Genomic DNA, 23,648 nt, shown 5'->3' with positions numbered 1-23,648 from the left:
GCAACCCACCCGGAGATTGTTCATGCTCAATGGAAAGACCGCGCTGATTACCGGCTCCACCAGTGGTATCGGCCTGGGCATCGCCCAGGCCCTGGCCGCCCAGGGCGCCCACGTGATGCTCAACGGCTTCGGCGATGTCGAAGCAGCCAAGGCCGAGGTCGCCAAGTTCTCGACCGGCGGGGCCAGAGTCAGCTACCACGGCGCTGACATGAGCAAGCCGGCTGAGATCGAGGCCATGATCCGGGCCTGCGAAGAAGAGTTCGGCGCGGTCGACGTGCTGGTCAACAACGCGGGCATCCAGCACGTGGCGCCAGTCGAAGAGTTCCCGGTCGAGCGCTGGGACGCCATCATCGCCATCAACCTCAGCTCGGCCTTCCACGCGATCCGGGTGGCGCTGCCGGGCATGAAGCAGCGCGGCTTCGGGCGCATTCTCAACGTGGCGTCGGTGCACGGGCTGGTGGCGTCGGCCCAGAAGTCGGCCTACGTGGCGGCCAAGCACGGCATCATCGGCCTCACCAAGGCGGTGGCGCTCGAAACCGCCACCACGCCGGTCACGGTCAATGCCATCTGCCCGGGCTGGGTGCTGACGCCGCTGGTGCAAAAGCAGGTCGACGCGCGTGCACAGGCCCAGCAGATCAGCAATGACGAGGCGAAAAAGCAGTTGCTGGCCGAGAAGCAGCCGTCGCTGCAGTTCACCACCCCCGAAGAGCTGGCGGGCCTGGCGGTGTTCCTGTGCTCGCCGGCCGCGGCCAACATTCGCGGCGCCGCCATCAACGTCGATGGCGGCTGGGTCGCCCAGTGACGCTGTGACGCTTTGACCCGGTGAACGGATGAGATCGGGGCCCGACGCGACGCGGGCCCCGCCCCGATCAGGGCTTCATCTGAACACTGCCGCTGACGCTGGCCGACACCGTGCCCTTGCCCGGCTCGGTGGCCAGCGGGCCATCGGCCATCTCGGCCTTGGCGGCCATCATGCCCCGTGCGTAGGGCTGAGGCGGCGGCGCCGAGCCGTCGGTCGCGACGTTGACCTCGCGAATCGCGTAGCCGGCATAGCCGAACTGCTTGGCCAAATCAGCCGCCCTCGCCCGGAACCGTGCCACAGCCTGGGCCGATACCTCGCCTTCGACCTTCTCGCGCGCCTCGCGCGACAGGCCATAGTCCACCCGCAAGATCGTCATCGAGCTGATGCGACCACTGAGCTGCGCGATGGCCGCCATGTCGCGACCCTCGATCGTGAGCTCGGTGCGGCCCTGCCAGCCATTGGCCTGGCCCTTCTGGTTGTAGCGCGGCTGCACGGAGAACGCGCCCGACTGCAGTTCCACCTGGCCCGGCTTGGCCACTTTGCGGGCTTCCGCCATGGCCGCGTCGAGTGCCTGCTTCAGCTGGGTTTGCACCGCGGTGGCGTCGACGCCCTCTCGGTTGGCCGACAGCGTCAGCATCATCCAGTCGTGCGGCACGTCGACCGTCGCCGAGCTGGTGATCGACAGCACCCCTTCGGGTGCCGGGCTGGCAGCGGCCGGCGCCTGGGCTGAAGCCAGCACGGGCGCCGCGGCGACCAGAAAGGCAGCCGCCATCGAGGCGACATGACGGGGCGAGAAAGATGAGCGAGTCGGCATAAAGCGCATGAAGTAGAGGGTGAAGTTTCAACGAACGTGGGCCGTTTGCGGGCCGACAAGGCCACGGGCAAACCGCTCGCCAGAGGGGGCAACATTTGTAACAGAGGGTCAGGGCAGCCAAAAACCAGGGTTTTCGGCTTGCACAATGCCTCTGTTACAAATTTGGAGTCGCTATGAGCACCACCAGCAATGCCCGCCCGGACCGCATCGTCGTCGTTGACGACGATGCCCGCATCCGCGACCTGCTGCGGCGCTACCTCACCCAGGAAGGATTCGAGGTGCTGCTGGCCGAGGACGCCAAGGCCCTGAACCGCCTGCAGACCCGCGAGACCATCGACCTGATCGTGCTCGACCTGATGCTGCCCGGTGAAGATGGCCTGTCGATCTGCCGCCGCCTGCGCGCCGCCAACGACTCCACCCCGATCATCATGCTGACGGCGAAGGTCGAAGATGTCGACCGCATCGTCGGCCTGGAAGTCGGCGCCGACGACTACCTGCCCAAGCCGTTCAACCCGCGCGAACTGCTGGCCCGCATCCACGCCGTTCTGCGCCGCCGCCCGGCGCAAGAAGCCCCCGGCGCGCCCGCCAAGGATCCGCAGGTGGTGACCTTCGGCCCGTTCGAGTTCGACCTGTCGCTGCGCCGTCTGACCAAAGACGGCGAGCAGATCACCTTGACGACCGGCGAGTTCTCGATGCTGAAGGCCCTGGTTCGCCACCCGCGCCAGCCCTTGTCGCGCGACAAGCTGGCCCAGTTGGCCCGCGGCCGCGAGTTCGAGCCCTTCGACCGCAGCCTGGACGTGCAGATCTCGCGCCTGCGCAAGATGCTGGAACCCGATCCGTCCAACCCGCGCTACATCCAGACGGTCTGGGGCGTGGGCTACGTGTTCGTGCCGGGCGACGCCGCCTGAGAGCAGCCCCGAGGACCGGGCAGCGCCCGGCCCGCCACGCCCCGAGCGGGATGACGAAACTCGGGGCGCCCCGGCACTGCTTCATGAGGCTGCCGGGTTGGACTGCACAGCCGCTCTCGTCCACCCCGTACGTGGACGCGCCCTTCGATGCGCCACATGGCCGGGTTCGCCTGAGCGGCCGCCCCGTGGCGCTCCGTCACAATCGCAAGAATATCTGACGCAGTCCTGTAATGGCGATCGCCCGTCCCCCGTTCGCGCTCAACCTCTTCTGGCGCACCTTCTTCCTGCTCGGCCTGCTGCTTTTTGGCGGCGTGTTTGCATGGGTGCAGACGCTCAGGCAACTCGAGTTCGAGCCCCGGGCCGTCCAGGCCGCGCAGCAGATCGCCAGCCTGGTCAACCTGTCGCGGGCCGCGCTGCGCTTTTCCGACGGCATCAACCGCATCGCCGTGGTCAAGACCATGAGCGACCAGGAGGCCGTCAAGATCCTGCCGCGCGAGCCGGGTGACCGCTGGGAGCCGTTCGAAACCGATCGCTTCACCCGCCTGGTCGCCACCGATCTGCGCAATCGGCTGGGCGAAGGCACGATCGTTGCGCGCACCGTCAACGGCGTGGATGCGCTGTGGGTGGGCTTCAACATCGAGCGTGATCCGTACTGGATGCAGGCCGAATCGGCTCGACTGAAGCCGCTCACCCCGGGCACCTGGTTCGTCTGGGTGGCCATCGCGCTGGTCGCCACGCTGCTGGGCTCGGTGATGATCGCCCGGCTGATCAACCGGCCGCTGCAGAACCTGTCATTCGCCGCCAGCCGCATCCGTGAAGGCGAATACGACTCGCGGCTGGATGAATCCACCATCACCAGCGAAATCCGGGCGGTGAACATCGGCTTCAACCGCATGGCGCGTGAGCTGGCCAAGGTGGAAGAGCAACGGGCGGTGATGCTGGCGGGCATCAGCCACGACCTGCGCACCCCTCTGGCCCGGCTGCGCCTGGAGGCCGAGATCAGCGTGGCGGACGACGAAGCTCGACGCAACATGGCGGCGGACATCGACCAGCTCGACGCGATCATCGACAAGTTCATGGACTACGCGCGGCCGGACGAAACGCGCACCGGCCCGGTCGACTTGACGCAGGTGATCGTTCGCGAAGCCGCTGCCTTCCGCGACACCTCGCAGATCCGCATCTCGCTGCGGCTCACGCCAGGGCTTCGCGTGAAAGGCGACGACACCGAACTCGGCCGCGTCTTCGCCAACCTGTTCGAGAACGCTCGCCGCTACGGCCGCAGCATCGACACCGGAATCACCAAGGTGAAGGTGACCCACGTTCAGGTGGGCGACTCGATCATCGTCACCGTGCGCGACTACGGCTCCGGCGTGCCGCAGGAAAAGCTCGAACATCTGACAACGCCCTTCTTCCGCGGCGACGCCGCCCGCACCGCCGCCACGGGCGCCGGCCTGGGCCTGGCGATCGTCAAGAAGTCGCTGCAGCGCATGGACGGCAACCTCGAGCTGGCCAATGCGCGCGATGGCGGGCTGATCGCCCACATTCGCCTCAAGCGGGCTTGAATGCCGCGGGCGCCTGTCGGCGCGGCGTGACGAATGGTGTGGGTCAGCGGCGGCTCGCCCCGCCCTGCCCCCTTCAGTATGTCGACCGGGGCGGATTGCCGAGCAGCGCCTCTTTCAGCGGAAGTTCCACCGCCGACGGGCCCAGCCAGATGCGCAGGATCATCGAAAAGAACTCCGCATCGCCCACCGGCGCGCCCTGCGGCTGGCCCTGTATGTAGAACTGCGTGCCCTTGCCGGGCAGAAAGTCCATCGCGAAGGTATCGCCCGCGGCGAGCTTGGGCTTGCCCGAGAAAATTTCGATCAGGCGGGTGGACGACGACGTGTGGCGCTGCACCTGGTCGTTGGTGTTGTTGGCCTGTAGGCCCTTGATGAAGGCCACGCCCAGGTCGGTGCCGGGCAGGTCACGCTGAGCCACGAAGGCCAGCCGCTTCGGGCCGTCCATGTTGATGATGGCGTCCACCGCGTTGGCCTTTCGCGGCAGGTACAGCGCCATGTCGTACACCCGGAACATCAGCCGGTAGCGGCTGCCACTGCCGTTGAGCGCCAAGGTGGCGCCCTGGACCTGCACCGTGCTCTCGAACGGCGCGCCATTGGCCGCCCAGGCCACCCGGCCGCCCGTCCAACACACGGCGGCCAAGCCCAACGAGAACTGGCGCCTCGTCGATCTGCTCATCTCATCCCTCCAGGAATCTCTGTCTTTGTGGTACTTCACGGCAACGAACCGGAACACTTCTTCACAGTGCCGATATTGCCTCGTCTCACGCCCCGCTCGCCTACGGGTTAACAGAGCCCCCCAAGGGCAGCCACGGTGGCGCCCGCGGCCTCAGACCGCGGCCAACAGGCACACCGCACGTGCTTCGATCGCCCGGCCCTCACCCACGGGCCCCATCTTTTCGGCCGTCTTGGCCTTGACGTTCACCTGGCCGGTGCTGAGCCCGAGCGCCTCGGCAATGCGTTGGCACATGGCCGGAATGTGCGGTGCCATCTTCGGCGCCTGGGCGACGATGGTGCAGTCGACGTTGACCACCGCCCAGCCCGCATCCCGCACCCGCCGGGCGGCCTCGGCCAGCAGCACGAAAGAGTCGGCACCCTTGAACTCAGCAGCGGTGTCGGGGAAGTGGCGGCCAATGTCGCCCAGCCCGGCAGCGCCGAGCACCGCATCGGTGATCGCATGCAGCAAGGCATCGGCATCCGAGTGGCCGAGCAGCCCATGCGTGTGGGGAACGGCCACGCCGCCCAGCACCAAGGGGCGGCCGATGACGAGCGCGTGGGTGTCCCAGCCTTCGCCGATCCGCAGCGCCGGCAGTGTGGAGGTCGGGTTCATGTCAGCTTGCTCCTCGTGGCGAGCAGGCGCTCGGCCAATTGAAAGTCACCCGGCCAGGTGAGTTTGAAGTTTTCCCATTCGCCACGGACCAGCCTGGGTTCGTGCCCCAGCGCTTCGACCGCGCTCGACTCGTCGGTCACGCCAGCGCCCGCATGCGCCAACGCGGGCGCCAGCAGGCCGAGCCGGAACATCTGCGGCGTCTGGGCCGCCCACTTGCCATTGCGGTCCACGGTGGCAGCCACACGGGTGTCCAGGCCCTGCGCCTTCAACGTGTCAGCCACGGGCAGGGCCAGCAGGCCGCCCACCTCGTCATCCATGCAGGCATCGATCAGACGGTCGACCCATTCGGCGCGGATGAGGCAACGCGCCGCGTCGTGCACGAGCACCCAATCATGTGGCTGGGCACCGCGCTCTCGCAGCGCCACCAGCCCCTGCGCCACGGTCTCGGCGCGGGTGGATCCCCCGCAGCGCGCCACCCAACCGCGCTCGCCCTCGAACCCCGGCATCACCGTGTCGAACCGGTCGTCGTCCGGAGCCAGCACCACGAGTGTCGCCGCCAGCCTGTGCACCTGACCGAGCGCTTCGAGCGTGTGGGCCACCATCGGCCGATCGGCCACCGGCTCGTACTGTTTGGGCCCGGCCGCACCCGACCGCGCCCCCACCCCCGCACAGGGTACCAACGCATAGCAGCGGGGCTTGCTGCCGGCAGCTTCGATGATCATGCGGCGAATTCTAGAATTACGGCTTTCACCTCGCCCCTCGCCGACCCCCGTCGCCGCGGGGCGGTGTGCTTTGGACCCCGCCCGTTTTCAAGGCCCGCATGCAGCTGCCCGTCATCGCCCCCGGCAAACGATTCACCCTGCCTCGCCCCACCGGCTCGGCCGATGCGCTGCTGCTCGCGCGCGTGGCACAGGCTCGTGCGTCGGAGCAGCGCTTGCTGGCGATCGTCACCGCCGAGCCAGGCGACGCTCAACGCCTGGCCGACGAGTTGCCCTTCTTCGCGCCGGGCCTGCGCGTGGCCGTGTTTCCCGATTGGGAAACCCTGCCCTACGACACCTTCAGCCCGCACCAGGACCTGATCTCCGAGCGCCTGGCCACACTCTGGCGCATCCATCAGCACGAGGTGGATGTGGTGCTGCTGCCCGCGACCACCGCCCTCACCCGCATCGCGCCGCCTTCGTTCCTGGCGGCCACCACCTTTCAGTTCAAGCAGAAGGCCAAGCTCGACGAGGCGGCTTTCAAGAGCCAGCTCACGCTGGCGGGCTACAGCCACGTGAGCCAGGTGGTGTCGCCCGGCGAATACGCCGTGCGCGGTGGCCTGATCGACCTGTTCCCGATGGGCTCGCCCGTGCCCTACCGTGTCGACCTGTTCGACAACGAGATCGATTCCATCCGCACCTTCGACCCCGATTCGCAGAGAAGCCTCTACCCGGTGCCCGAAGTGCGGCTGCTGCCCGGGCGCGAGTTCCCGATGGACGAGGCGGCGCGCACCCGCTTTCGTCAGCGCTGGCGCGAAAAGCTCGATGGTGATCCGACCAAATCGCGCATCTACAAGGACATCGCGCAGGGCATCGCGACCGCGGGCATCGAGTACTACCTGCCGCTGTTCTTCGACGAACCCGCCACGATCTTCGACTACTTCAGCGATCAGGCCATGCTGGCACTGCACGGCGAGGTGGACGATGCGCTGCAACGCTTTTGGGCCGACACCCGCGAGCGGCATCGGTTCCTGCAGCATGACCCGGATCGCCCCATCCTGCCGCCGGAAGCGGTATTCCTGAAGGTCGACGAGTTCTTCGGCCAGGTGGCCGGGCATGCTACGCTGAGCCTGCGCGGCCACGAGCCCGTCGATTGGGCTCGCCCGCTGCCCGATGTGGCCACCGACCGTGGCGCCACCGAGCCTCTCTCGGCGCTCGAGAAGCACCTCGATTCAACGCCCCATCGGGTGCTGCTGGTGGCCGAGAGCGAAGGCCGCCGAGAAAGCCTGCTCGAACTGCTGCGCGATCACAAGATCGATGTGCCGAGCGTGGCCACACTGGCCGAGTTCGAGGCCGGCGACGAGAAAGTCGCCATCACCGCCGCGCCGCTGGCGGCCGGCTTCTTCTGGCACGAGCCGGAAGAAAAGCGCGCGATCCAGTTCATCACCGAAACCGAGCTCTTCGCCAGCGCCCCCACCACGCGCCGCCGCAAGAAGCAGGAACAGACCAGCAACGTCGACGCGCTGATCAAGGACCTGTCCGAGCTGAAGATCGGCGATCCGGTCGTGCACGCCAGCCACGGCATTGGCCGCTACCAGGGCCTCATCCACATCGACCTGGGCGACGGCAACTCCGAGTTCCTGCACCTCACCTACGCCGACAACGCCACGCTCTACGTGCCGGTCTCGCAGTTGCACCTGATCAGCCGCTACACCGGTGTCAGCGCCGAAGAAGCGCCGCTGCACAAGCTGGGCAGCAACCAGTGGGACAAGGCACGGCGCAAGGCCGCCGAGCAGGTGCGCGACACGGCCGCCGAGCTGCTCAACCTCTACGCCTTGCGCGCCGCGCGCGAGGGCCTGGCGCACCGCTTCTCACCCCACGACTACGAGGCTTTTGCCGCCAGCTTCGGTTTCGAAGAGACGCCCGACCAGCGTGCCGCGATCCACGCGGTGATCCAGGACCTGATCAGCCCGAAGCCGATGGACCGCCTCGTCTGCGGCGACGTGGGCTTCGGCAAGACCGAGGTGGCCCTGCGCGCCGCCTTCGTCGCGGTGCACGGCGGCAAGCAGGTCGCTCTGCTGGCTCCGACCACCCTGCTGGCCGAGCAGCACTACCAGACCATCGCCGACCGATTCGGCAAGTGGCCGGTGAAGGTGGCCGAGCTCAGCCGCTTCCGCACCGCCAAGGAAGTGCAGGCGGCACTCGACGGCATCGAGGCCGGCACGGTCGACATCGTCGTCGGCACCCACAAGCTGCTCAGCAAGGATGTGAAGTTCAAGCGCCTCGGCCTGCTGATCATCGACGAGGAACACCGCTTCGGTGTGCGTCACAAAGAAGCGATCAAGGCCATGCGCGCCGAGGTCGACGTGCTCACCCTGACCGCCACCCCGATCCCGCGCACCTTGGGCATGGCGCTCGAGGGCCTGCGTGACCTCAGCGTGATCGCCACCGCGCCGCAGCGCCGGCTGGCCATCAAGACCTTCGTGCGCAATGAAGGCAACAGCACGATCCGCGAGGCGGTGCTGCGCGAGCTGAAGCGCGGTGGCCAGGTCTACTTCCTGCACAACGAGGTCGAGACCATCGAGAACCGGCGCCAGAAACTGCAAGAGCTGCTGCCTGAGGCGCGCATCGGCGTGGCCCACGGCCAGATGCCCGAGCGTGAGCTGGAACGTGTGATGCGCGATTTCGTCGGCCAGCGCCACAACCTGCTGCTGTGCTCAACCATCATCGAGACCGGCATCGACGTGCCGAGCGCCAACACCATCGTCATCAGCCGCGCCGACAAGTTCGGCCTGGCACAGTTGCACCAACTGCGGGGTCGCGTCGGCCGCAGCCACCACCAGGCCTACGCCTACCTGCTGGTGCCCGATGTCGAAGGCCTCACGAAGCAGGCCGCACAAAGGCTGGAGGCCATTCAGGAGATGGAAGAGCTCGGCTCAGGTTTCTACCTGGCCATGCACGACCTGGAGATCCGCGGTGCCGGCGAGGTGCTGGGCGACAGCCAGAGCGGCAACATGATGGAAGTGGGCTTCCAGCTCTACAACGACATGCTTTCGGAAGCCGTTCGGGCGCTCAAGAACGGCGAGGAGCCCGACCTGCTCTCGCCCACCAGCGGCATCTTCGGCAGCACCACCGAGATCAACCTGCACGCCCCTGCGCTGCTGCCCGACGCCTACTGCGGCGATGTGCACATGCGACTGAACCTCTACAAACGCCTGGCCAGCGCCGAGCGCGCCGAGCACCTTGATGCGCTGCTCGAAGAGGTGACCGATCGGTTCGGCAAGCTGCCGGCACAGGGGCAGACGCTGTTCGACACCCACCGCCTGCGCATCCTGGCCAAGCCCTATGGTGTGCAGAAGATCGATGCCGGTCCACGCCAGATGAGCATCACCTTCCGCCCCAACCCGCCGATCGACGCGATGCGCATCATCGAGCTGGTGCAGAAGAACAGGCACGTGAAGCTGGCGGGCAACGACAAGCTGCGCATCGAGCGCGAGATCGCCGAGCCACGCGACCGGGCTCAGTTCATCCGCGATACCTTGCGCGCGCTGGGGCAACCGGTGATGAAGTGACCGAAGAGGCCCGGCAGTCGGTGAGTCGGACCTGGCCGCTCAAACGGTGGCCTTGCCCAGGACGAACACCGAGCCGGCGTCAGCCTCCAGCGGGCCGTCGATGGTGCCGTACATCCGGCCGTCGGCGGTGGCCACCAGGCTGCCCACGGGCCACTTGCCGACCCGCGGCCCGCCGCCGGAAAAGTGGTGGATGTCGGCGCAGCCGCCATCGAGCGTCATCCGGCAGATCGTTCTGACGCCTTGCTCGCCCCCACTTTGGCAACCGCCATACAGCGCGCCATCAGGGCCCTGCACGAGAGGAAACGACCGAACACCACCGGCCTGACCGACACCGAAGTGATGAACCACGGTGTACTCGCCATCCAGACCGAGCCTGAACACCCGGCCGCCCCCCGCGGTGATGCCGTAGAAGTTCCCGTCCGACGCCAGGATCAAACCAGCTTCGGGGTAGCAGCCCATGAAGCCGTCTTGGCCAAACCGGTAGACGGTATCGAGCCGCCCACCACGCTCGTAGCGGTAGATCGCGACGTAGCTTTTGTAGCCGTTGCCGCCACCAAGACCACCACTGAAAACCGTGCCCCACAGCGCACCGTCTGTACCTTCGACCGGTGGCCATCGCGAGCTCTTGCTCCAAGGTAAGCCGCCCAGGGCGGTGGGTATCTGAACGCTCCGGCGGCGCGGAGTGTGCACCACACCTCGACGATCGCCGGCAACAAGCCGGCAATCGTTCAGCGGGTTCCCGCGAAGCCCACTCAGGGCTTCGCCACCTGCTGCTTGATCCACTTCGCATAGGCACCGACGCGTGCGAAGTAGCCGGGGACATCGCCGCACACACGCGGGCCGCCGCTCACCACACCGATCTGCACCGTCTTGCCATTGCCGTCCTTGCCGACCAGCGGGCCGCCCGAGTCGCCGTAGCAGGCGCTCTTGCCCGGGTTCTGCAGATCACCGGCGCACACGTGGTTCGCCGTGAGTTCGCCGTTGTAGAGGCTCAGGCCGTTGCATTCGTCGATCGTGTTGCGAACCAGGGGGGCTTGGTAGAGCACCTCGGGGCCGTCCTTGTTCCATGCCAATGCACCCCAGCCCATCACCGTGGTGCGTGAGTTGTCGGGCGCTATAGCGTCGTCTTGGGCGGTGGAACCCGCATAGACCACCGGCGCAATGTCGGTCACCGCCTCGGCCAGCCTCAGCACCGCCACGTCGCCCTCCAAGAACGGGTCGGCGGTGAAGCCAGGGTTCACCGTGACGCGCGTGACGTTGATGCGCCGCCCCCCTTCGACCAGGCTTTGCGTGCCGACCAGCACCTGAATGCTGTTGGCAGTGGCGCCTTGAACGCAGTGCGCCGCGGTCAGCACGTTCTTCGAATCGATCAGCGAGCCACCGCAGAAGTGGGCCGCGTAGTTGTTGGAGTTGCTCTTGTCGACGAGCGACACCATGAACGGCCACTTGCCCGGCTTGGCCGGTTTGCCGTCCACCACCGTGGTGGCCTCAGTGGCCGCTGACCCTTCGGCCTGGGGTACGGCAGACAGCCATTGCTGCACCCGCAGGCGATGCGGATTCACGCCAGGAGACGCGGCCTCTTCTGCCGCCAGCGCCGGCATCGACGCCACGGCGGCGAACCACAGGAAAGCATGGACGAACGGGCGGCCAGCTGACTTCAGGCCAAACGTTGGTTTCAACATAAGCTCCTCACTACATGGGTGGCCGCGGCCTTCGGGCCGGAAGTGCGTGCGGCGGGTTTCAAGACACCATCGCGAGACGACGCAACCCTGCCTGGCGACACTGCCTAGACGGCAGTTGCCACATGCTGAAGTGCACGTTGATGTCCCGGCAAGGGCCCTACTTGCCGGGCTGTGATCGCGTTGTCCGCTGAAGATGAATGTAGGCAGGCAGACCGCGAGACGCCAGATCTGCGCGCGATCATTTGATGCATCTTGATCGTTACGCGTCGTTGCCAACATGGCGCCCGACTGGCCCGCACGCCATGACCATGTGCATCATTTTTTCGCGTTAGGTCTGTGGGCGAAGAGTTCTTGGCTGGCGATAGTCCGGCAAGCCGAAGAGCGCTGTTCGCATGCCGCGCCGGCTTGACGCGAATCTCCAGACAGTGGCCACCCTTCTTGTCGGTTAGCCCTGCAAGCTGACTGCGTTGCTGTCGGTCGACTGGGGCGCGGCCTGTGGTGCGCCTCGTCACCTTCCTGCGATGCCGTCGCAGTCATTCGCGCCGACGGTTAGCTCCCATCGTTTCCCCCCGACAGCCTGGGTGTTTTCACCCGCGGGCAGGGGAAGTCGCTACCATTTCAATGCGAATGCTTCTCATTACCTTCCAATCCATAAACCATCGCGACAGGGAGACTCTCTTGCCCAACCACCCCTTGGCCACGGTGTTCATCACCCACAGGCCGCAACTTCGACAGACCGCCCTGAAGATCGTGGGTGACGCCCAGCGCGCCGACGATCTGTTGCACGACGCCTACCTGCGTGCCACGGCCTGCCCGCGCGGCGCATTGAATGAACCGGTGTCCTACTGCCACCGCATCGTGCGCAACCTGGCGATCGACGACAGGCGCCGGGCGAACGTCGAGGGCGATCTCTTCGAAGAGACACCCGACGAACTGGACGCCAGATGCCCGTGCGCCTCACCAGAGCGCCATGCCATCGGTCGTCAGCACATCGCATTGGTCTGCCAGGCGCTGGCCGCTCTTCCCGAACGCCCACGCCGCGCGTTCGAGTTGCATCAGATTGACGGCCTGCCGCTGAGAGAGGTGGCCACGCAGTTGGGCCTGTCGCTTTCCACCACCCACGCCTCGGTGCAGCAGGCCCTCGCCTGCTGCCGCGCCGCGCTGCCCGCCGACTGACCCCTCTCTCGCATGTGCTGGGCCATGCCTCACGCATGGCCCGCCCCACCTCAGACCAAAGATCAGACCGGCACGCACTCGCCCGAACGCCCCGGCTGCGCGGCAACGCCTTCCACGCCGCGGCTGCCCACCGAAGACGGACGGCGGAACGCCGCAATCGGGTTCTCCAACGGTTCGGCGAACTTCAGGCCCGAGGCCGGGTCCGCCAGGTTGAGCATGTGGGTGTTGTTCCACAACTGCAACCGGTTCAGGCACGAGTGCTCGAAGGTCGGCGTGAAGAGATCGAAGCGTTCGTATTTGGCCGCGAACTGCGGGTGGGCCCGCTGGTATTGATGCCCGCACTCGGCCACCAGCGCCCAGAACGCTTCGGCATCCATGCAGCCCGCGTCTGCCAACACCTGCTGCACATGGCGGAAGAAGCCGTCGAAGATGTCGATGAACAGGAACAGCAGCTTGAACTCGTCGGGCATCTCCACGGCGATGCGCCCGATGCGTTCACCCAGCCGCTCGACATCGTCGAACACCGCGCATTCCTCGGCGATGTCCTTCATCAGAGCTCGCACCGGCACGTGGTTCTCCATCACCAGGATCAGGTTCTCACCGTGCGGCATGAACACCAGATCATGGGCGTAGAAGCAATGCAGCATCGGCGCGAGGAACGCGCGCAGGTAGCGACGCACCCAGGTCTTCGCATCGAGCCCTGAGCGCTGGATCAACAACGCCAGCAATGCCTCGCCCTGCGCGTCGACATGCGCCAGCGCCGTCATCGACATCAGCTTCTGGCCCGGCTTCAGCAGAGGCAGCGGGCTCTCGCGCCATAAGGCGGAGAACATCTTGCGGTAAGCACTGTCCTTGTCGACAGCCGACTCCAAGTATCGGTTGCGGTAGCCAATGGACGCCACTTCGCGCAGCACCGTGAAACCATAGTCCCGCAACGATGCGTCTTGCTGCACCACACCATGCACCCACTCGTTGATCGCCGGCGTGCCCGACATGTAGTACGGCGACAGGCCCCGCATGAAGCCCATGTTCAGGATGGACAGCGACGTCTTCACATAGCGGCGAGTAGGCCGGCTGACATTGAAGAACGTGCGGATCGATTGCTGGGCCTGGTACTCGTCGTCACTGTGCCCCAGGAAGACGATGTTTCGGTTGGCCACCTCGGCGGCGAACCCGATCGCAAGCTTGTTCGTCCACTGCCAGGGGTGCGCAGGCATCAGCCAGTAGTCGTCCGGCCGCAGGTTCATGGCCCGCAGCTGATCATGGAAGCCGGCCAACCGCTGGGGCCCCAACTCTTCCTCGAGCAACTGTTCGTGGCTCAGGCCCGAGATCGCATTGAACTCGGCATGCGCGCGGCTCACGGCCAGCCACACCACCGCGAATCGGGCGCCGGTCTCGGGCGTGTAGGCGGTGTAGTCGATCGCATCGAAACCCACGCGGCCGTTGTTGGCCACGAAGCCTGGGTGGCCCTCGCTCATCGCCGCCTCGATCTCCTGGAACTCGGCATCGACCAACGCCGCGCTGGCACGCCGCCCGTTGGTCAGCTTGTAGGCGGCGCCGTACAGCGTGCTGCTGATCTCTTCGAGGTAGATCGGCAGCAACTCGGGCTTGAACCCCATCGTCTGCTTGAACTCGATGATGAACTGCAGCGCGTCGAGCGCGGCCAGCCGCCCCTCGACCCGCTTCTCGATCGAGCGGGCGTCCATGCGCCAATGTCGCAGCGGCATGCGCTGGGCTTCGAACTCATAAATCGCTTGCTGATCGTCGCTGACCAGACGGTAGCGTTGCCAGCCGTCGCGACCCGGGGCCCCCACCGGCTCGGGCTGAAGTACCTGCTCGTGCGAGAACTCGGCGATCGCCTTGCGCACAAGGTGCCGATTGGCGCGTTGCCAGACCTCCGGGTTCAGATGATTGACGTTGATGTCGGATCTTTCAGTGGAACGTGTCATGCGGCAGAGTCCTTTGGATGACGAAAGCAAGGGTGAAGCGGGCACGGTGACCTGCAGAAACTGATCTCGGGTGCAACTCGACAGCAACGCCGTCTTGTGGGCCAGCGCAATGGGCCGGTGCACCACAAAGCCCATCGCGGCGTTCAGCGCATGCACTTTGGTGTTGCCGATGTCCGGCTCCACCACCACGCGGCGCGCGCCGAGGTAGTCGAAGATGAAGGTCATCAGCGTGCGAAAGACGAGCCGGGTGAATCCGGGCACAGCGCTCCGGCCAGCGGGCACCGGGCCCACGAAGAAATGCATGCCCACATCACCCGGCTCGACCGGGTGGTGGCGGCTGATCTCGTCTTGCACGGGGTCGTAGCACTCCAGCACGAAGGCGGGCGCGCCATCGATCTCGCCCACACAGGCCAGCGCTTGGCCGCTGCCCTGCATTCGGCTGTAGACGGCCTCGACATCCGCCACGCTGTGCTGCTGCATGCCCCAGAAACTGGCGCGCGGCGCACTGAACCAGCGTTGAAGCCAGGCCGCATCGGCGGCGGGGTCGAGCGTGCGCAGGCGCAGGCCGGCCGGCCCCGGCGGCTGCCAGCCGCTGGGCGCCAAGGTGTAGTCGATCATGGTTCAGGCGTGTTGGGTTTCGGGCGTGTGGTGCGTGGCAGCCGGCCTCGTGGCCGCCCCCTCGGGCGTGGCGGCCTCTGGCGCGCCGCGGGGCATGGCTTCACCGGTGCCAAAGGCCCAGGGCACCATCACCGCGGTGATCAGCCAGCCGATGGCAGCCACCGTGAAGGTCAGCGGCGCGCCGAGCATCTGCACCACCCAACCCGCCACCAGTGAGGCCACGAGCACCCCCAAGTTCTGGAAGACGTTGAAGAAGGCGTAGTCGGTCGCGTAGTCCTTGGGGGTACTGAGCTTGAAGACGCGCGTCTCCAGCATGACGATGCCCTGGAACAGCGCCCAGCCAAACAGGCACCGGCCGATCAGCAGCCAGGCAGGCGAAGGCGCCGCCTGCAGCATCAACCCCGCCGCCCCCACCAGCAGGTTCGGCAGCAAGGCATCGACCCGCCATCGGCCGGCCGCGCAGGCCAGGTGGTTGTAGGCCAGACCCAGCAGCGCCATGCCCGCTGGCACCGCATAGGCCAGGCCCGCCAGAAGCGGATCGGGCGACCCGGTCAGGCGCTGCCAGTGCTCGGTGAAGAACGGCCCCACCAGGTAGGCGCTGAGATCGAACATCAGCACCAGCCACGACAGGCGCCAGATGGCACGGCTCACCGGGCGTTTGGGCCCGTCGGCGTCGGCCTTCGCCATGCCCCCCGCGTGCGGCGCCCGGCCCGAGGCCAGCAGCCAGGCACAAACCGCCATCTGGAAGAGATCGCCCGCGGCCATGAACACCAGGCAACCGGTGGCTCCCCAGCCTTGCAGCAGCGCACCGCCCGCCGCAGCCCCGGCAATGCCCACCAGGTGCACGATCACCGACAGCAGCCCCACCGTTGCGGCGTGCTCATCGGTCGATTGAAGCCGCAGCAGGTACGGGTACATCAGCAGGTAGCTGCTCTTGCAGACGAACATCGCCATCGACAGCAGCCAGTACACCCACAACGCCGGCGCCCAGATGGATGCCAGGCACAGCGCCCCCGCAGCAGCCTGTGTCCACACCAGCAGGCGCAGCGTGTCGACCCTCCTGGCCACCTGTGCCCAGAGCGGAAACGCCAGCATCACGGCCAGCGAGATGCAGGCCACGTAGGCCCCCGTGTGCAACTCGCTGTGCATGCCGAAGCGCTCGGCAAAGAACTGAGGGTAGAAAGCGATCAGCACTGCATCGCTGAAGCAGGCAAACGCCGACATCAGCACGATGCTGTGGCGCAGGGTCCGGTTCACGCCAGCACCTCGCGCTCGGCCGCATCCCGCTCCACCCGCTGCAGTGGCCCGCCCACCGGTGGCTCGAAATGCTGCAAGGCGATGCGGGGCTCGACCGGGTAGTGATCCACCCCCGTCAATTCTTTGACCAGGGCCGCGTTGCGCAGGCAGCTCATGCCCAGATCGGGGCTGGTGAGCCCCTGCACATGAAAGCCGGCGTTCTGCACGAACACCTCGTGCCCGGTCACGTCGACGCTGTGGTTCTCGGCCTGCTCGTAGCGGCCGTGCGCGTCGAATCGCAGCCGATGGCGCACCCCCTCGATGAAGGCGGGCACCCGGTGCGCATAGCCCGTGGCGAAGATCAAGCCATCGGTGCGGTGCAGGTAGCTGGCCTCGAGATCGGTGTGGTGGAAGCTGAGCGCATAGTCGCCGCGGATCGGGTCGAACTGGCAGGACGTCAGCTCGCAGCCGGGCAGCAGTTGGGCCGATGGCGCAGCCCGCTGGGCGCGATCTTCCAGCTCGTCGTAGATCGCGTCGATCAGCCGCGCATTGATGCCATGGGTGATGGCGCGCTGGTCGCGCAGCAGCCGCTCACGCGCCGGCGCCGGCAGGCGCTGGAAATGGCGGGCGTACTCCGGCGAGCTCAGCTCGATCGTCAGCTTGCTGTATTCCATCGGGAAGAAGCGCGGCGAGCGTGTGATCCACTGCAGCGCGTAGCCGTGATGAGGCTGCTCGCGCAGCAGATCGAGCACGATCTCCGCGCCGCTCTGGCCACTGCCGATCACGGTGATCGAGCGCTTCGCCTGCAGCCGCCGCTTGTGCTGCAAGTAGGCACTGCTGTGAACCAGCCCCTGGTGCGGCTCGCCGCTGGCCGGAAAGCTCGGCACCGAGCCGATGCCGATCACCAACTTGCGGGTGCGCACCGAGAAGGGCTCGCGGCTCTTCGGCGACACCCCCTTCACGAGGTACTCACCGCGTGCCGCGTCGTGCTCGATCTGCCGAACCTCGCTGTCGAAGCGAAGTGAGCCGAGCTGCTTCGTGGCCCACTGACAGTAACGGTTGTATTCCAGGCGTGTGAGGGTGTAGCTCTCGCGGATGAAGCGCCGGTACAGGCGCCCCTCGGCACGGCAATGGTTGAGATAGCTGAAGCGGCTGGTGGGATCCGCCAGCGTCACGAGGTCGGCCAGAAAGGGGTTCTGCAAGGTGGCGTCCGGCAGCATCAGGCCGGGGTGCCAGTTGAACTCTGGCTCTCGTTCGAGAAAGAGGCTGCGCACGCCGGCCAGCGGCTCCAGCAGGCAGGCCAGGCTGAGGTTGAACGGGCCCAGGCCCACGGCAACGACGTCGTAAAGAGGTTCGGTCTGCATGACGCTCCGATGAATGCTGTGTCACCGAAGAAGACGAACCGGCAGCGGATTTGTTCGGCGGTTCACCCGCCCAACGTGCGGGTGGAGGCACGGTCAACATCTGTCAATGCTTGCAAATCTCCGATGGCGCGATGCCTCGGCTGCTGAGTAGAGTGGGACCAGCCGCGAGAGCCACGGGAAGACCACTCTTCCCGCACACACCAGCATGACCGCGGCGGGCGCCGGCCCAGGGGAACGGACCGGTTTGCCATCACCACCAGCACCGTGCGCTGATGGGGTCCCACGCCTCTCGGCCACACCACCGCAGTTGTTTCATCTCGTAGGAGGAGCTCATGAACCTGATCCGTCACATCGGCATCGCCATCCTTTCCATGGCGGCCTGGGCCAGCGCGGCATCGGCCGCCCCATCGGCACTCACCACCGTCGGCGACCTGAACGAGGCCGCGCGCCCCTTGGGCGTACCCGCGGACTACGTGGTCACGCCCAATGGCATGTTCCACCCGTCATGCGTGATCCACGTGGCCGAAGGCGAACGTGTCGACGGGCAAGGCAACGTCGTTCGCCGTGATGGCAGCGTCGCAAAGACCGCCGCTTGCATGCACCCGCGTTTCGTCGCCCGCCAGGGCACGGTCGAACGTGTCGAGCCGGGGATGCAGCCCGCCTTGTTCAACGGCTGGGTGGCCGACAGCAACTCGAACGCCAACGTCACGCCGCCGGCCAAGAAGATGGTGGCCAACTTCGTGGTGCCCAGCGGCCCCACCACCAAGAGCGGGCAGGTGCTGTACTACTTCCCCGGCCTCGAAGACGCCGGCGGTGTGCAGACCATCCTGCAACCCGTGCTGGCGTGGAACGGCTTCGGCGATTCGCGCTGGACGATGACCAACTGGAACTGCTGCAAGGATGGCAAGACCTGGCACGGCTCAACGATCCCCGTGAACACCGGCGACAAGATCAAGGGCTCGATGATCGGGGCCAACTGCAGCAACGGCGTGTGCACCAACTGGACGATCAAGAGCGTCGACAAGAACACGGGGCAATCGACCACCTTCGACACCGAAGGCTTCGGCCAGGCGTTCGACTGGTACTTCGGCGGCGCCAAGGAGGCTTACGGCGTCGACCGCTGCAGCCAATACCCCTCGAACGGCAGCATCACCTTCTCGAACATTCATGTGTTCGACATGAACGGCAATGAGTCCACGCCGAGCAGCTGGAACACGATGAAGTCGAACAGCGCGCCCGCCTGCAACTACGGGGTGGCTGTGACGAAGAACGTCACCAAGATCACCTTCAGCGCCAACTGACGCCCCCCGCCCCGGGGGCCTCCCCCTCGGGGCCACCGGATCAGGGCGTGTTCACACTACGCAGCCCCGTGCGAACGGGTTGTCCAGGGATGCAGGGCAAGGCGCCCGACGCCGCCCAGGCTGGTGCCTGGGCAAGTTGGGCAACGCATCGGGGCTACGTAGTGTGAGCACGCCCTAAGCCCCCACCTGGCGGGGCCGAATTCCTGCGGCGCCGCACCCGCGCGGCGAAACCGCGACACTTCGCGGATGCCCGCTTTCGCTTTCGACAACACCTACGCCCGCGAACTCACGGGGCTGTACGTGCCATGGCAGCCTGCCTCGGTGCCGGCGCCGCAACTGCTGTTTCTGAACCGCCCGCTGGCCGAGGAGCTGAACCTGCCCCTGTCGGTGCTCGAGGGCACTGATGGCGCCGCGCTGCTGGCCGGCAACCAGGTGCCCGAAGGCGCCCAGCCGGTGGCCCAGGCCTACGCCGGCCACCAGTTCGGCGGTTTCTCACCGCAGCTGGGCGACGGCCGCGCGCTGCTGCTGGGCGAGGTGATCGATCGCCAGGGCCGCCGCCGCGACATCGCCTACAAAGGCTCGGGCCGCACCCCCTTTGCCCGGGGCGGCGACGGCAAGGCCGCCATCGGCCCGATGCTGCGCGAAGCCATCCTGGGTGAAGCGATGCATGCACTGGGCATCCCGACGACCCGTGCGCTCGCGGTGGCCGCCACGGGCGAGCCGGTGTACCGCGAACACCCGCTGCCGGGCGCGGTGCTGACGCGCGTTGCGGCCAGCCACCTGCGGGTGGGCACCTTCCAGTACGCCGCGCACCGCGGCGATATCGAGCAGCTCCGCCGCCTGGCCGACTACACCCTGGCCCGCCACGACCCGGGCCTCGTCGGCCAACCTGATCGCTACCTGGGCCTGCTGAACGCGGTATGCGAACGCCAGGCCCGCCTGGTGGCGCAATGGATGAACGTGGGTTTCATTCACGGCGTGATGAACACCGACAACATGGCGCTGTCGGGTGAGACGATCGACTACGGCCCCTGCGCCTTCATGGAGGCCTTCGATCCCCGCGCGGTCTTCAGCAGCATCGACCAACAGGGCCGCTACGCCTACGCCAACCAGCCGCCCATCGCGCAATGGAACCTGGCCCGCCTGGCCGAAGCACTGTTGCCGCTGATCGCACCCAGCGAGGCCGAGGCCGACGTGAAGCAGGCGATCGACCAGGTCACCGGCATCCTCAGTCGGTTCGCCGATCAGTTCGAACGGGCGCTGCGCGAGGGCCAGCGCGCCAAGCTGGGCCTGGCGCACGCCCAGGAGGCGGACAACGAGGCCGACGACGCCCTGGTGGCCGACTGGTTGGCCGAACTGCACCGGCAGCAAGTCGACTTCACCCTCGCCTGGCGACGGCTGGCGGACGCCGCGGCCGGGCAGGAAGCGCCCCTGCTCGCACTGTTCAGCGAACCCCAGGCCCTGCAACCCTGGCTGACCCGCTGGCGGTCACGCTGCGAGGCCGACGATGCGTCATCCACGCGCGGCGCTTCGCCACCCACCTGGACAGCGGACCGGGCCGAGCGACTGCGGCGTGCGAACCCCTTCGTGATCCCGCGCAACCACCTCGTCGAAGAAGCGCTCGAAGCGGCCACCGAGCGCGACGACATCGGGCCCTTCGAGCGCCTGCTGGAGGCAGTGCGCCACCCCTTCGACGAAGCGCCAGAACGGGCCCGCTACGGCGAGCCTGCACCCGCCGCCGTGACGGCCTGCTACCGCACCTTCTGCGGCACTTGATCCGGCACTTGATCGGCCGGCGCCCGCGGCCCACGGCCACGGCTCAAGGCGCCAGTTGCCGGACGGCGTCGACCACCCATTGAGGTGCCATCTCCTGGACACGATGATGCGCCTGCACCGGCCGAACGATCGATTGCGGATAGAGCTGGTCCATGCGCGCCTCCGCCTCGTCAGGGTCCACCGCCCAGACGCCGAAGTCCTCGGCCAGGATCACGCCTTTCCAGAGGTCTTTGATCAGCCCCTCAGCCTTCGGTGATGCCTGACTGTGCGCGACCAGCCGAATCACCCGCTGGCCATCGAACCGCGGGCCGGCCATCAGGGCCTCGCCCATCGGGTGAATGCCCATGATCTCGCGCCGCGCAAAGTCGGGCGCAAAAAGCCACAGGGCCAACCGTGTGAACCACGGAAAGTCGGCCCCCCGTTTGACGACGCCCACCGGCAAGGCATCCACCAGCACCAGGCCTTGAACCTGATCCGGGTAGAGGCTGGCGAAGGTTTGCGCGTATTGCCCCCCAAGCGAATGCCCGACCAGGATGTACGGGGGCGGCAGTTGCTGGTCTTGCAGAAGCCGCTGAAGGTCCTGTGCCACCTGGCCCGGCGAAGCGGGCTCCGAAGTCTCGGCGCTTCGACCCACGCCAGCGCGGTTGTAGGCCAAGGTGTGGCAGCAATCGCCGAGCGTCGACCGGACCGCTTGCCAAGTGGTCAACGGCAGCATCAGACCGTTCTCGAACACCACCGTGGCACGGGCCTGCGGAACGCGGGTGACAGAGACCTCCACCTGCCGCCCGCCCACGAGCGCGAGCTGTGCATCGGCGGTCAGGGCATCCGCCGGGGCGGTGGCCGGCGCCACGCCCGAAACCACCTGTGAGCCCGAAACCACCTGTGAGCCCGAAGCCACCTGTGATGCTGCTTCGGAGGGTGGTTCGGCATGCGCCGGCAGCCCGCCGACGAAGGCGGCGAACCACAGCGCCGTACTGGCAAAGAGCCTGCGCCGCCTGGCCGACGCGGTGGGCCGGCAGCGAGCACGAGGCGAAGAGCTGGACAAGGTGAACATCATCTGAGTCGGGTGAGCCTGCAGAGCAGGAGGGCTCGCGAGCCACCTCGTGGCCGGCGAACTCGGAACGGGTCATTGTTCCCGCAGGAACGAAAAAGTTCGCGCCGGCACCCGAAAATGCGCCGATGCACCTCATCCGCTGGATCGACAACACCCGCCGCCACCCTTCCGCCATCCTGCTGGCGGTGCAGTTGGCCGGCATGCTGCTCTACCCGTTCATCGAGAACACCAACGCCGGCCGCATCGGATTCGGCGTGTTCGGCATCCTGGTGCTGGCGCTGACCACTGGCATGGTGCGTCGCACGCCCGGCCTCAACTGGGTCTCCGCCGGCATCGCCTTGCCGGCGATCGTGCTGCTGGCGCTGCAGGCCTTGTTCGACATGCCGCACCTGCTGCCCTGGTCGTCAGCCCTGGAAGCAATCTTCTATTTCTACGCCGCGGGCAGCCTCATTGCCTACATGATGGCCGACCGGCACGCCACCACCGACGAGCTGTTCGCCGCCGGGGGCACCTTCACGCTGTTGGCCTGGGGCTTCGCCTACGTCTACCTTCTGATGCAGGCCCTGCAGCCGGGCTGCTTCGCCGCCGCGGTGAACCCCCAGTCGGCCCGCACCTGGACCGAGCTGATGTACATGAGCTTCGCGCTGCTCTCCAGCACCGGCATTGGCGACGTGATCCCGCTGACCACCCATGCACGCATGGTGGCTGCGGTGGAGATGTTCGTGGGGGTGATGTACCTGGCCGCTGTTGTGTCGCGGCTGATCGGCCTCACGCTCATCGACCAGCGCGACACCCCGGCGGCCTGAGCCCCAAGGCCAACGAGTGCACGCGCGCCGCCGACGCCACTGACCGGAGACACTGGCGCCGAGGCACATCACTTGCCAAGATACCGGCACTTCGAGACGGCGACCCAGAGACATGCCCCTACAGCGATCAGGACGACCCGGCACTCTCGTGATCATCGGCGGCAACGAAGACCGCGACAACGACAAGCCCGTGCTGCGCCGGATCGTGGCGCTCAGCGAGCGGGCGCAGCCAAAGATCGTCGTCATCACCGCCGCCAGCGCCGAACCGGACGTCGTCTGGCAGGCCTACGACGGCGCCTTCGAAGACCTGGGCGTGCGCCATCGGCAGCGTCTGGACCTGCCGGATCGCCACGCCGCGGACCACGCCGCCCACGTGCGCACGATCACCGAGGCCGACATCGTCTTCATGACCGGTGGCGACCAGACACGGCTGATGAGCGCCTTGGCCGGCAGCCGCGCTGCGGTGGCCATCCGCGAAGGCTTTGCGCACCGCGGCCAGTGCGTCGCCGGAACCAGCGCGGGGGCCTCGGTGATGTCTGAACACATGATGGCCAGCGGCGAGGTGCGCTCGCCCCCCACCAAAGACATGGTGCGACTGGCCCGCGGCCTGGGGCTGCTGCACGGCGTGATCATCGACCAGCATTTCTCCGAGCGCGGACGCCTGCCGCGGCTGTTCGCCGCCTTGGCGCACCACCCACCGCTGATGGGCCTGGGCATCGACGAAGACACGGCGCTGGTGGTGCGGCCGTTCGATTCCATCGAGGTGATCGGCTCCGGAGCGGTGACCGTCGTGGACGGCAGCAGCAGCACCATCGACAGGGTGGCGTGCGCCCATGGCGAGGCGCTGCAACTCGAAAAGGTGGTCGTTCACCTGCTGCCCGCCGGAGGCCGCTACACCCGCCATGCGGGCGCAACCCCCGTGGGCCCGGGCATCGCCACGGCAGTGCACCTGCTGACCACCGCGGCGTGCGGTTGACCTGCCGGCCCCGTCAGAGGCCGAGAGGCA

Annotated in this window: 19 protein-coding genes and 1 pseudogene; 9 read left to right on the top strand and 11 right to left on the bottom strand. The window is 67.0% G+C overall.

The window, feature by feature from the left end; genetic code table 11:
• The first annotated feature begins 22 nt into the window (after positions 1-22).
• Positions 23-802 (top strand): 3-hydroxybutyrate dehydrogenase, encoded by a 780-nt coding sequence (locus tag AACH06_RS18270; RefSeq protein ID WP_341427193.1) that lies wholly within the window; start codon positions 23-25, stop codon positions 800-802.
• Positions 803-869: 67 nt separating this feature from the next.
• Here AACH06_RS18270 and AACH06_RS18265 read toward each other — a convergent pair whose 3' ends face one another.
• Positions 870-1,574: an SIMPL domain-containing protein gene (locus AACH06_RS18265; RefSeq protein ID WP_341427192.1), complete on the bottom strand. Its 705-nt coding sequence runs from the start codon at positions 1,572-1,574 to the stop codon at positions 870-872.
• A gap of 215 nt (positions 1,575-1,789) precedes the next feature.
• Here AACH06_RS18265 and ompR point away from each other — a divergent pair, with 215 nt between their 5' ends.
• Both ompR and AACH06_RS18255 read left to right on the top strand, forming a co-directional pair.
• Positions 1,790-2,524, top strand: a complete 735-nt coding sequence (gene ompR, locus AACH06_RS18260) for an osmolarity response regulator transcription factor OmpR (RefSeq protein ID WP_341427191.1) — start codon at positions 1,790-1,792, stop codon at positions 2,522-2,524.
• 230 nt (positions 2,525-2,754) lie between these two features.
• Positions 2,755-4,086: a sensor histidine kinase gene (locus AACH06_RS18255; RefSeq protein WP_341427190.1), complete on the top strand. Its 1,332-nt coding sequence runs from the start codon at positions 2,755-2,757 to the stop codon at positions 4,084-4,086.
• A 73-nt stretch (positions 4,087-4,159) separates the two neighbouring features.
• Here the strand turns inward: AACH06_RS18255 and AACH06_RS18250 are convergent, their stop codons facing one another.
• From AACH06_RS18250 to ispD, 3 genes are all read right to left on the bottom strand, one after another.
• Positions 4,160-4,759, bottom strand: coding sequence for a chalcone isomerase family protein (locus AACH06_RS18250; RefSeq protein WP_341427189.1), 600 nt, complete (start codon positions 4,757-4,759; stop codon positions 4,160-4,162).
• Positions 4,760-4,909: 150 nt separating this feature from the next.
• Positions 4,910-5,410: a 2-C-methyl-D-erythritol 2,4-cyclodiphosphate synthase gene (ispF, locus tag AACH06_RS18245; RefSeq protein WP_341427188.1), complete on the bottom strand. Its 501-nt coding sequence runs from the start codon at positions 5,408-5,410 to the stop codon at positions 4,910-4,912.
• A complete protein-coding gene (gene ispD, locus AACH06_RS18240; RefSeq protein ID WP_341427187.1) occupies positions 5,407-6,132 on the bottom strand; it encodes a 2-C-methyl-D-erythritol 4-phosphate cytidylyltransferase in 726 nt (241 codons plus the stop codon). Before ispD ends, ispF begins: the two co-directional genes overlap by 4 nt.
• Positions 6,133-6,230: 98 nt before the next feature.
• Between ispD and mfd the strand changes: the two genes are divergently transcribed.
• The gene (gene mfd / locus AACH06_RS18235) at positions 6,231-9,680 is read left to right on the top strand and encodes a transcription-repair coupling factor (protein WP_341427186.1); all 3,450 of its coding nucleotides are present in this window, start codon (positions 6,231-6,233) and stop codon (positions 9,678-9,680) included.
• Between the two features lie 39 nt (positions 9,681-9,719).
• On the opposite strand, the gene AACH06_RS18230 is transcribed toward mfd, so the two are convergent.
• Both AACH06_RS18230 and AACH06_RS18225 read right to left on the bottom strand, forming a co-directional pair.
• Entirely contained in the window at positions 9,720-10,370 is a 651-nt protein-coding gene (locus AACH06_RS18230; RefSeq protein ID WP_341427185.1) for a choice-of-anchor tandem repeat GloVer-containing protein, read from the bottom strand.
• Between the two features lie 62 nt (positions 10,371-10,432).
• A complete protein-coding gene (locus tag AACH06_RS18225) occupies positions 10,433-11,359 on the bottom strand; it encodes a S1 family peptidase (RefSeq protein ID WP_341427184.1) in 927 nt (308 codons plus the stop codon).
• Positions 11,360-12,040: 681 nt separating this feature from the next.
• Between AACH06_RS18225 and AACH06_RS18220 the strand changes: the two genes are divergently transcribed.
• Positions 12,041-12,538: a sigma-70 family RNA polymerase sigma factor gene (locus AACH06_RS18220; protein ID WP_341427183.1), complete on the top strand. Its 498-nt coding sequence runs from the start codon at positions 12,041-12,043 to the stop codon at positions 12,536-12,538.
• Between the two features lie 62 nt (positions 12,539-12,600).
• Here the strand turns inward: AACH06_RS18220 and AACH06_RS18215 are convergent, their stop codons facing one another.
• The 4 genes and pseudogenes from AACH06_RS18215 to AACH06_RS18205 form a co-directional block, all read right to left on the bottom strand.
• On the bottom strand, positions 12,601-14,487 hold the full coding sequence (locus AACH06_RS18215; protein WP_423222057.1) for an IucA/IucC family protein: 1,887 nt from the start codon (positions 14,485-14,487) through the stop codon (positions 12,601-12,603).
• A gap of 120 nt (positions 14,488-14,607) precedes the next feature.
• Positions 14,608-15,105: pseudogene (locus AACH06_RS30190) on the bottom strand (GNAT family N-acetyltransferase); the annotation flags it as partial.
• A 3-nt stretch (positions 15,106-15,108) separates the two neighbouring features.
• Entirely contained in the window at positions 15,109-16,362 is a 1,254-nt protein-coding gene (locus AACH06_RS18210) for an MFS transporter (protein ID WP_341427181.1), read from the bottom strand.
• On the bottom strand, positions 16,359-17,705 hold the full coding sequence (locus AACH06_RS18205; protein WP_341427180.1) for a lysine N(6)-hydroxylase/L-ornithine N(5)-oxygenase family protein: 1,347 nt from the start codon (positions 17,703-17,705) through the stop codon (positions 16,359-16,361). Before AACH06_RS18205 ends, AACH06_RS18210 begins: the two co-directional genes overlap by 4 nt.
• 332 nt (positions 17,706-18,037) lie before the next feature.
• On the opposite strand from AACH06_RS18205, the gene AACH06_RS18200 reads away from it, so the two are divergent.
• The gene (locus AACH06_RS18200; protein ID WP_341427179.1) at positions 18,038-19,006 is read left to right on the top strand and encodes a hypothetical protein; all 969 of its coding nucleotides are present in this window, start codon (positions 18,038-18,040) and stop codon (positions 19,004-19,006) included.
• A gap of 246 nt (positions 19,007-19,252) precedes the next feature.
• Entirely contained in the window at positions 19,253-20,782 is a 1,530-nt protein-coding gene (locus AACH06_RS18195; RefSeq protein ID WP_341427178.1) for a protein adenylyltransferase SelO, read from the top strand.
• A gap of 43 nt (positions 20,783-20,825) precedes the next feature.
• Here AACH06_RS18195 and AACH06_RS18190 read toward each other — a convergent pair whose 3' ends face one another.
• Positions 20,826-21,680 (bottom strand): alpha/beta fold hydrolase, encoded by an 855-nt coding sequence (locus AACH06_RS18190; protein WP_341427177.1) that lies wholly within the window; start codon positions 21,678-21,680, stop codon positions 20,826-20,828.
• A 281-nt stretch (positions 21,681-21,961) separates the two neighbouring features.
• On the opposite strand from AACH06_RS18190, the gene AACH06_RS18185 reads away from it, so the two are divergent.
• Together AACH06_RS18185 and AACH06_RS18180 are read left to right on the top strand one after the other, a co-directional pair.
• Positions 21,962-22,642 (top strand): ion channel, encoded by a 681-nt coding sequence (locus AACH06_RS18185; protein WP_341427176.1) that lies wholly within the window; start codon positions 21,962-21,964, stop codon positions 22,640-22,642.
• A 148-nt stretch (positions 22,643-22,790) separates the two neighbouring features.
• Positions 22,791-23,618, top strand: coding sequence for a cyanophycinase (locus tag AACH06_RS18180; RefSeq protein ID WP_341427175.1), 828 nt, complete (start codon positions 22,791-22,793; stop codon positions 23,616-23,618).
• Positions 23,619-23,648: the final 30 nt, after the last annotated feature.

The organism is Ideonella lacteola (assembly GCF_038066555.1).
GTDB lineage: Bacteria > Pseudomonadota > Gammaproteobacteria > Burkholderiales > Burkholderiaceae_C > Ideonella > Ideonella lacteola.
This window is presented reverse-complemented; position numbering and strand designations above follow the sequence as displayed.

What these genes read in the sequence shown, in the direction of transcription:
- AACH06_RS18270 (WP_341427193.1), top strand. Translation starts at nt 23, where the DNA reads ATGCTCAATGGAAAGACCGCGCTGATTACCGGCTCCACCAGTGGTATC.
- AACH06_RS18265 (WP_341427192.1), bottom strand. Translation starts at nt 1,574, where the DNA reads ATGGCGGCTGCCTTTCTGGTCGCCGCGGCGCCCGTGCTGGCTTCAGCC.
- ompR (WP_341427191.1), top strand. Translation starts at nt 1,790, where the DNA reads ATGAGCACCACCAGCAATGCCCGCCCGGACCGCATCGTCGTCGTTGAC.
- AACH06_RS18255 (WP_341427190.1), top strand. Translation starts at nt 2,755, where the DNA reads ATGGCGATCGCCCGTCCCCCGTTCGCGCTCAACCTCTTCTGGCGCACC.
- AACH06_RS18250 (WP_341427189.1), bottom strand. Translation starts at nt 4,759, where the DNA reads ATGAGCAGATCGACGAGGCGCCAGTTCTCGTTGGGCTTGGCCGCCGTG.
- ispF (WP_341427188.1), bottom strand. Translation starts at nt 5,410, where the DNA reads ATGAACCCGACCTCCACACTGCCGGCGCTGCGGATCGGCGAAGGCTGG.
- ispD (WP_341427187.1), bottom strand. Translation starts at nt 6,132, where the DNA reads ATGATCATCGAAGCTGCCGGCAGCAAGCCCCGCTGCTATGCGTTGGTA.
- mfd (WP_341427186.1), top strand. Translation starts at nt 6,231, where the DNA reads ATGCAGCTGCCCGTCATCGCCCCCGGCAAACGATTCACCCTGCCTCGC.
- AACH06_RS18215 (WP_423222057.1), bottom strand. Translation starts at nt 14,487, where the DNA reads ATGACACGTTCCACTGAAAGATCCGACATCAACGTCAATCATCTGAAC.
- AACH06_RS18205 (WP_341427180.1), bottom strand. Translation starts at nt 17,705, where the DNA reads ATGCAGACCGAACCTCTTTACGACGTCGTTGCCGTGGGCCTGGGCCCG.
- AACH06_RS18200 (WP_341427179.1), top strand. Translation starts at nt 18,038, where the DNA reads ATGAACCTGATCCGTCACATCGGCATCGCCATCCTTTCCATGGCGGCC.
- AACH06_RS18195 (WP_341427178.1), top strand. Translation starts at nt 19,253, where the DNA reads ATGCCCGCTTTCGCTTTCGACAACACCTACGCCCGCGAACTCACGGGG.
- AACH06_RS18185 (WP_341427176.1), top strand. Translation starts at nt 21,962, where the DNA reads ATGCACCTCATCCGCTGGATCGACAACACCCGCCGCCACCCTTCCGCC.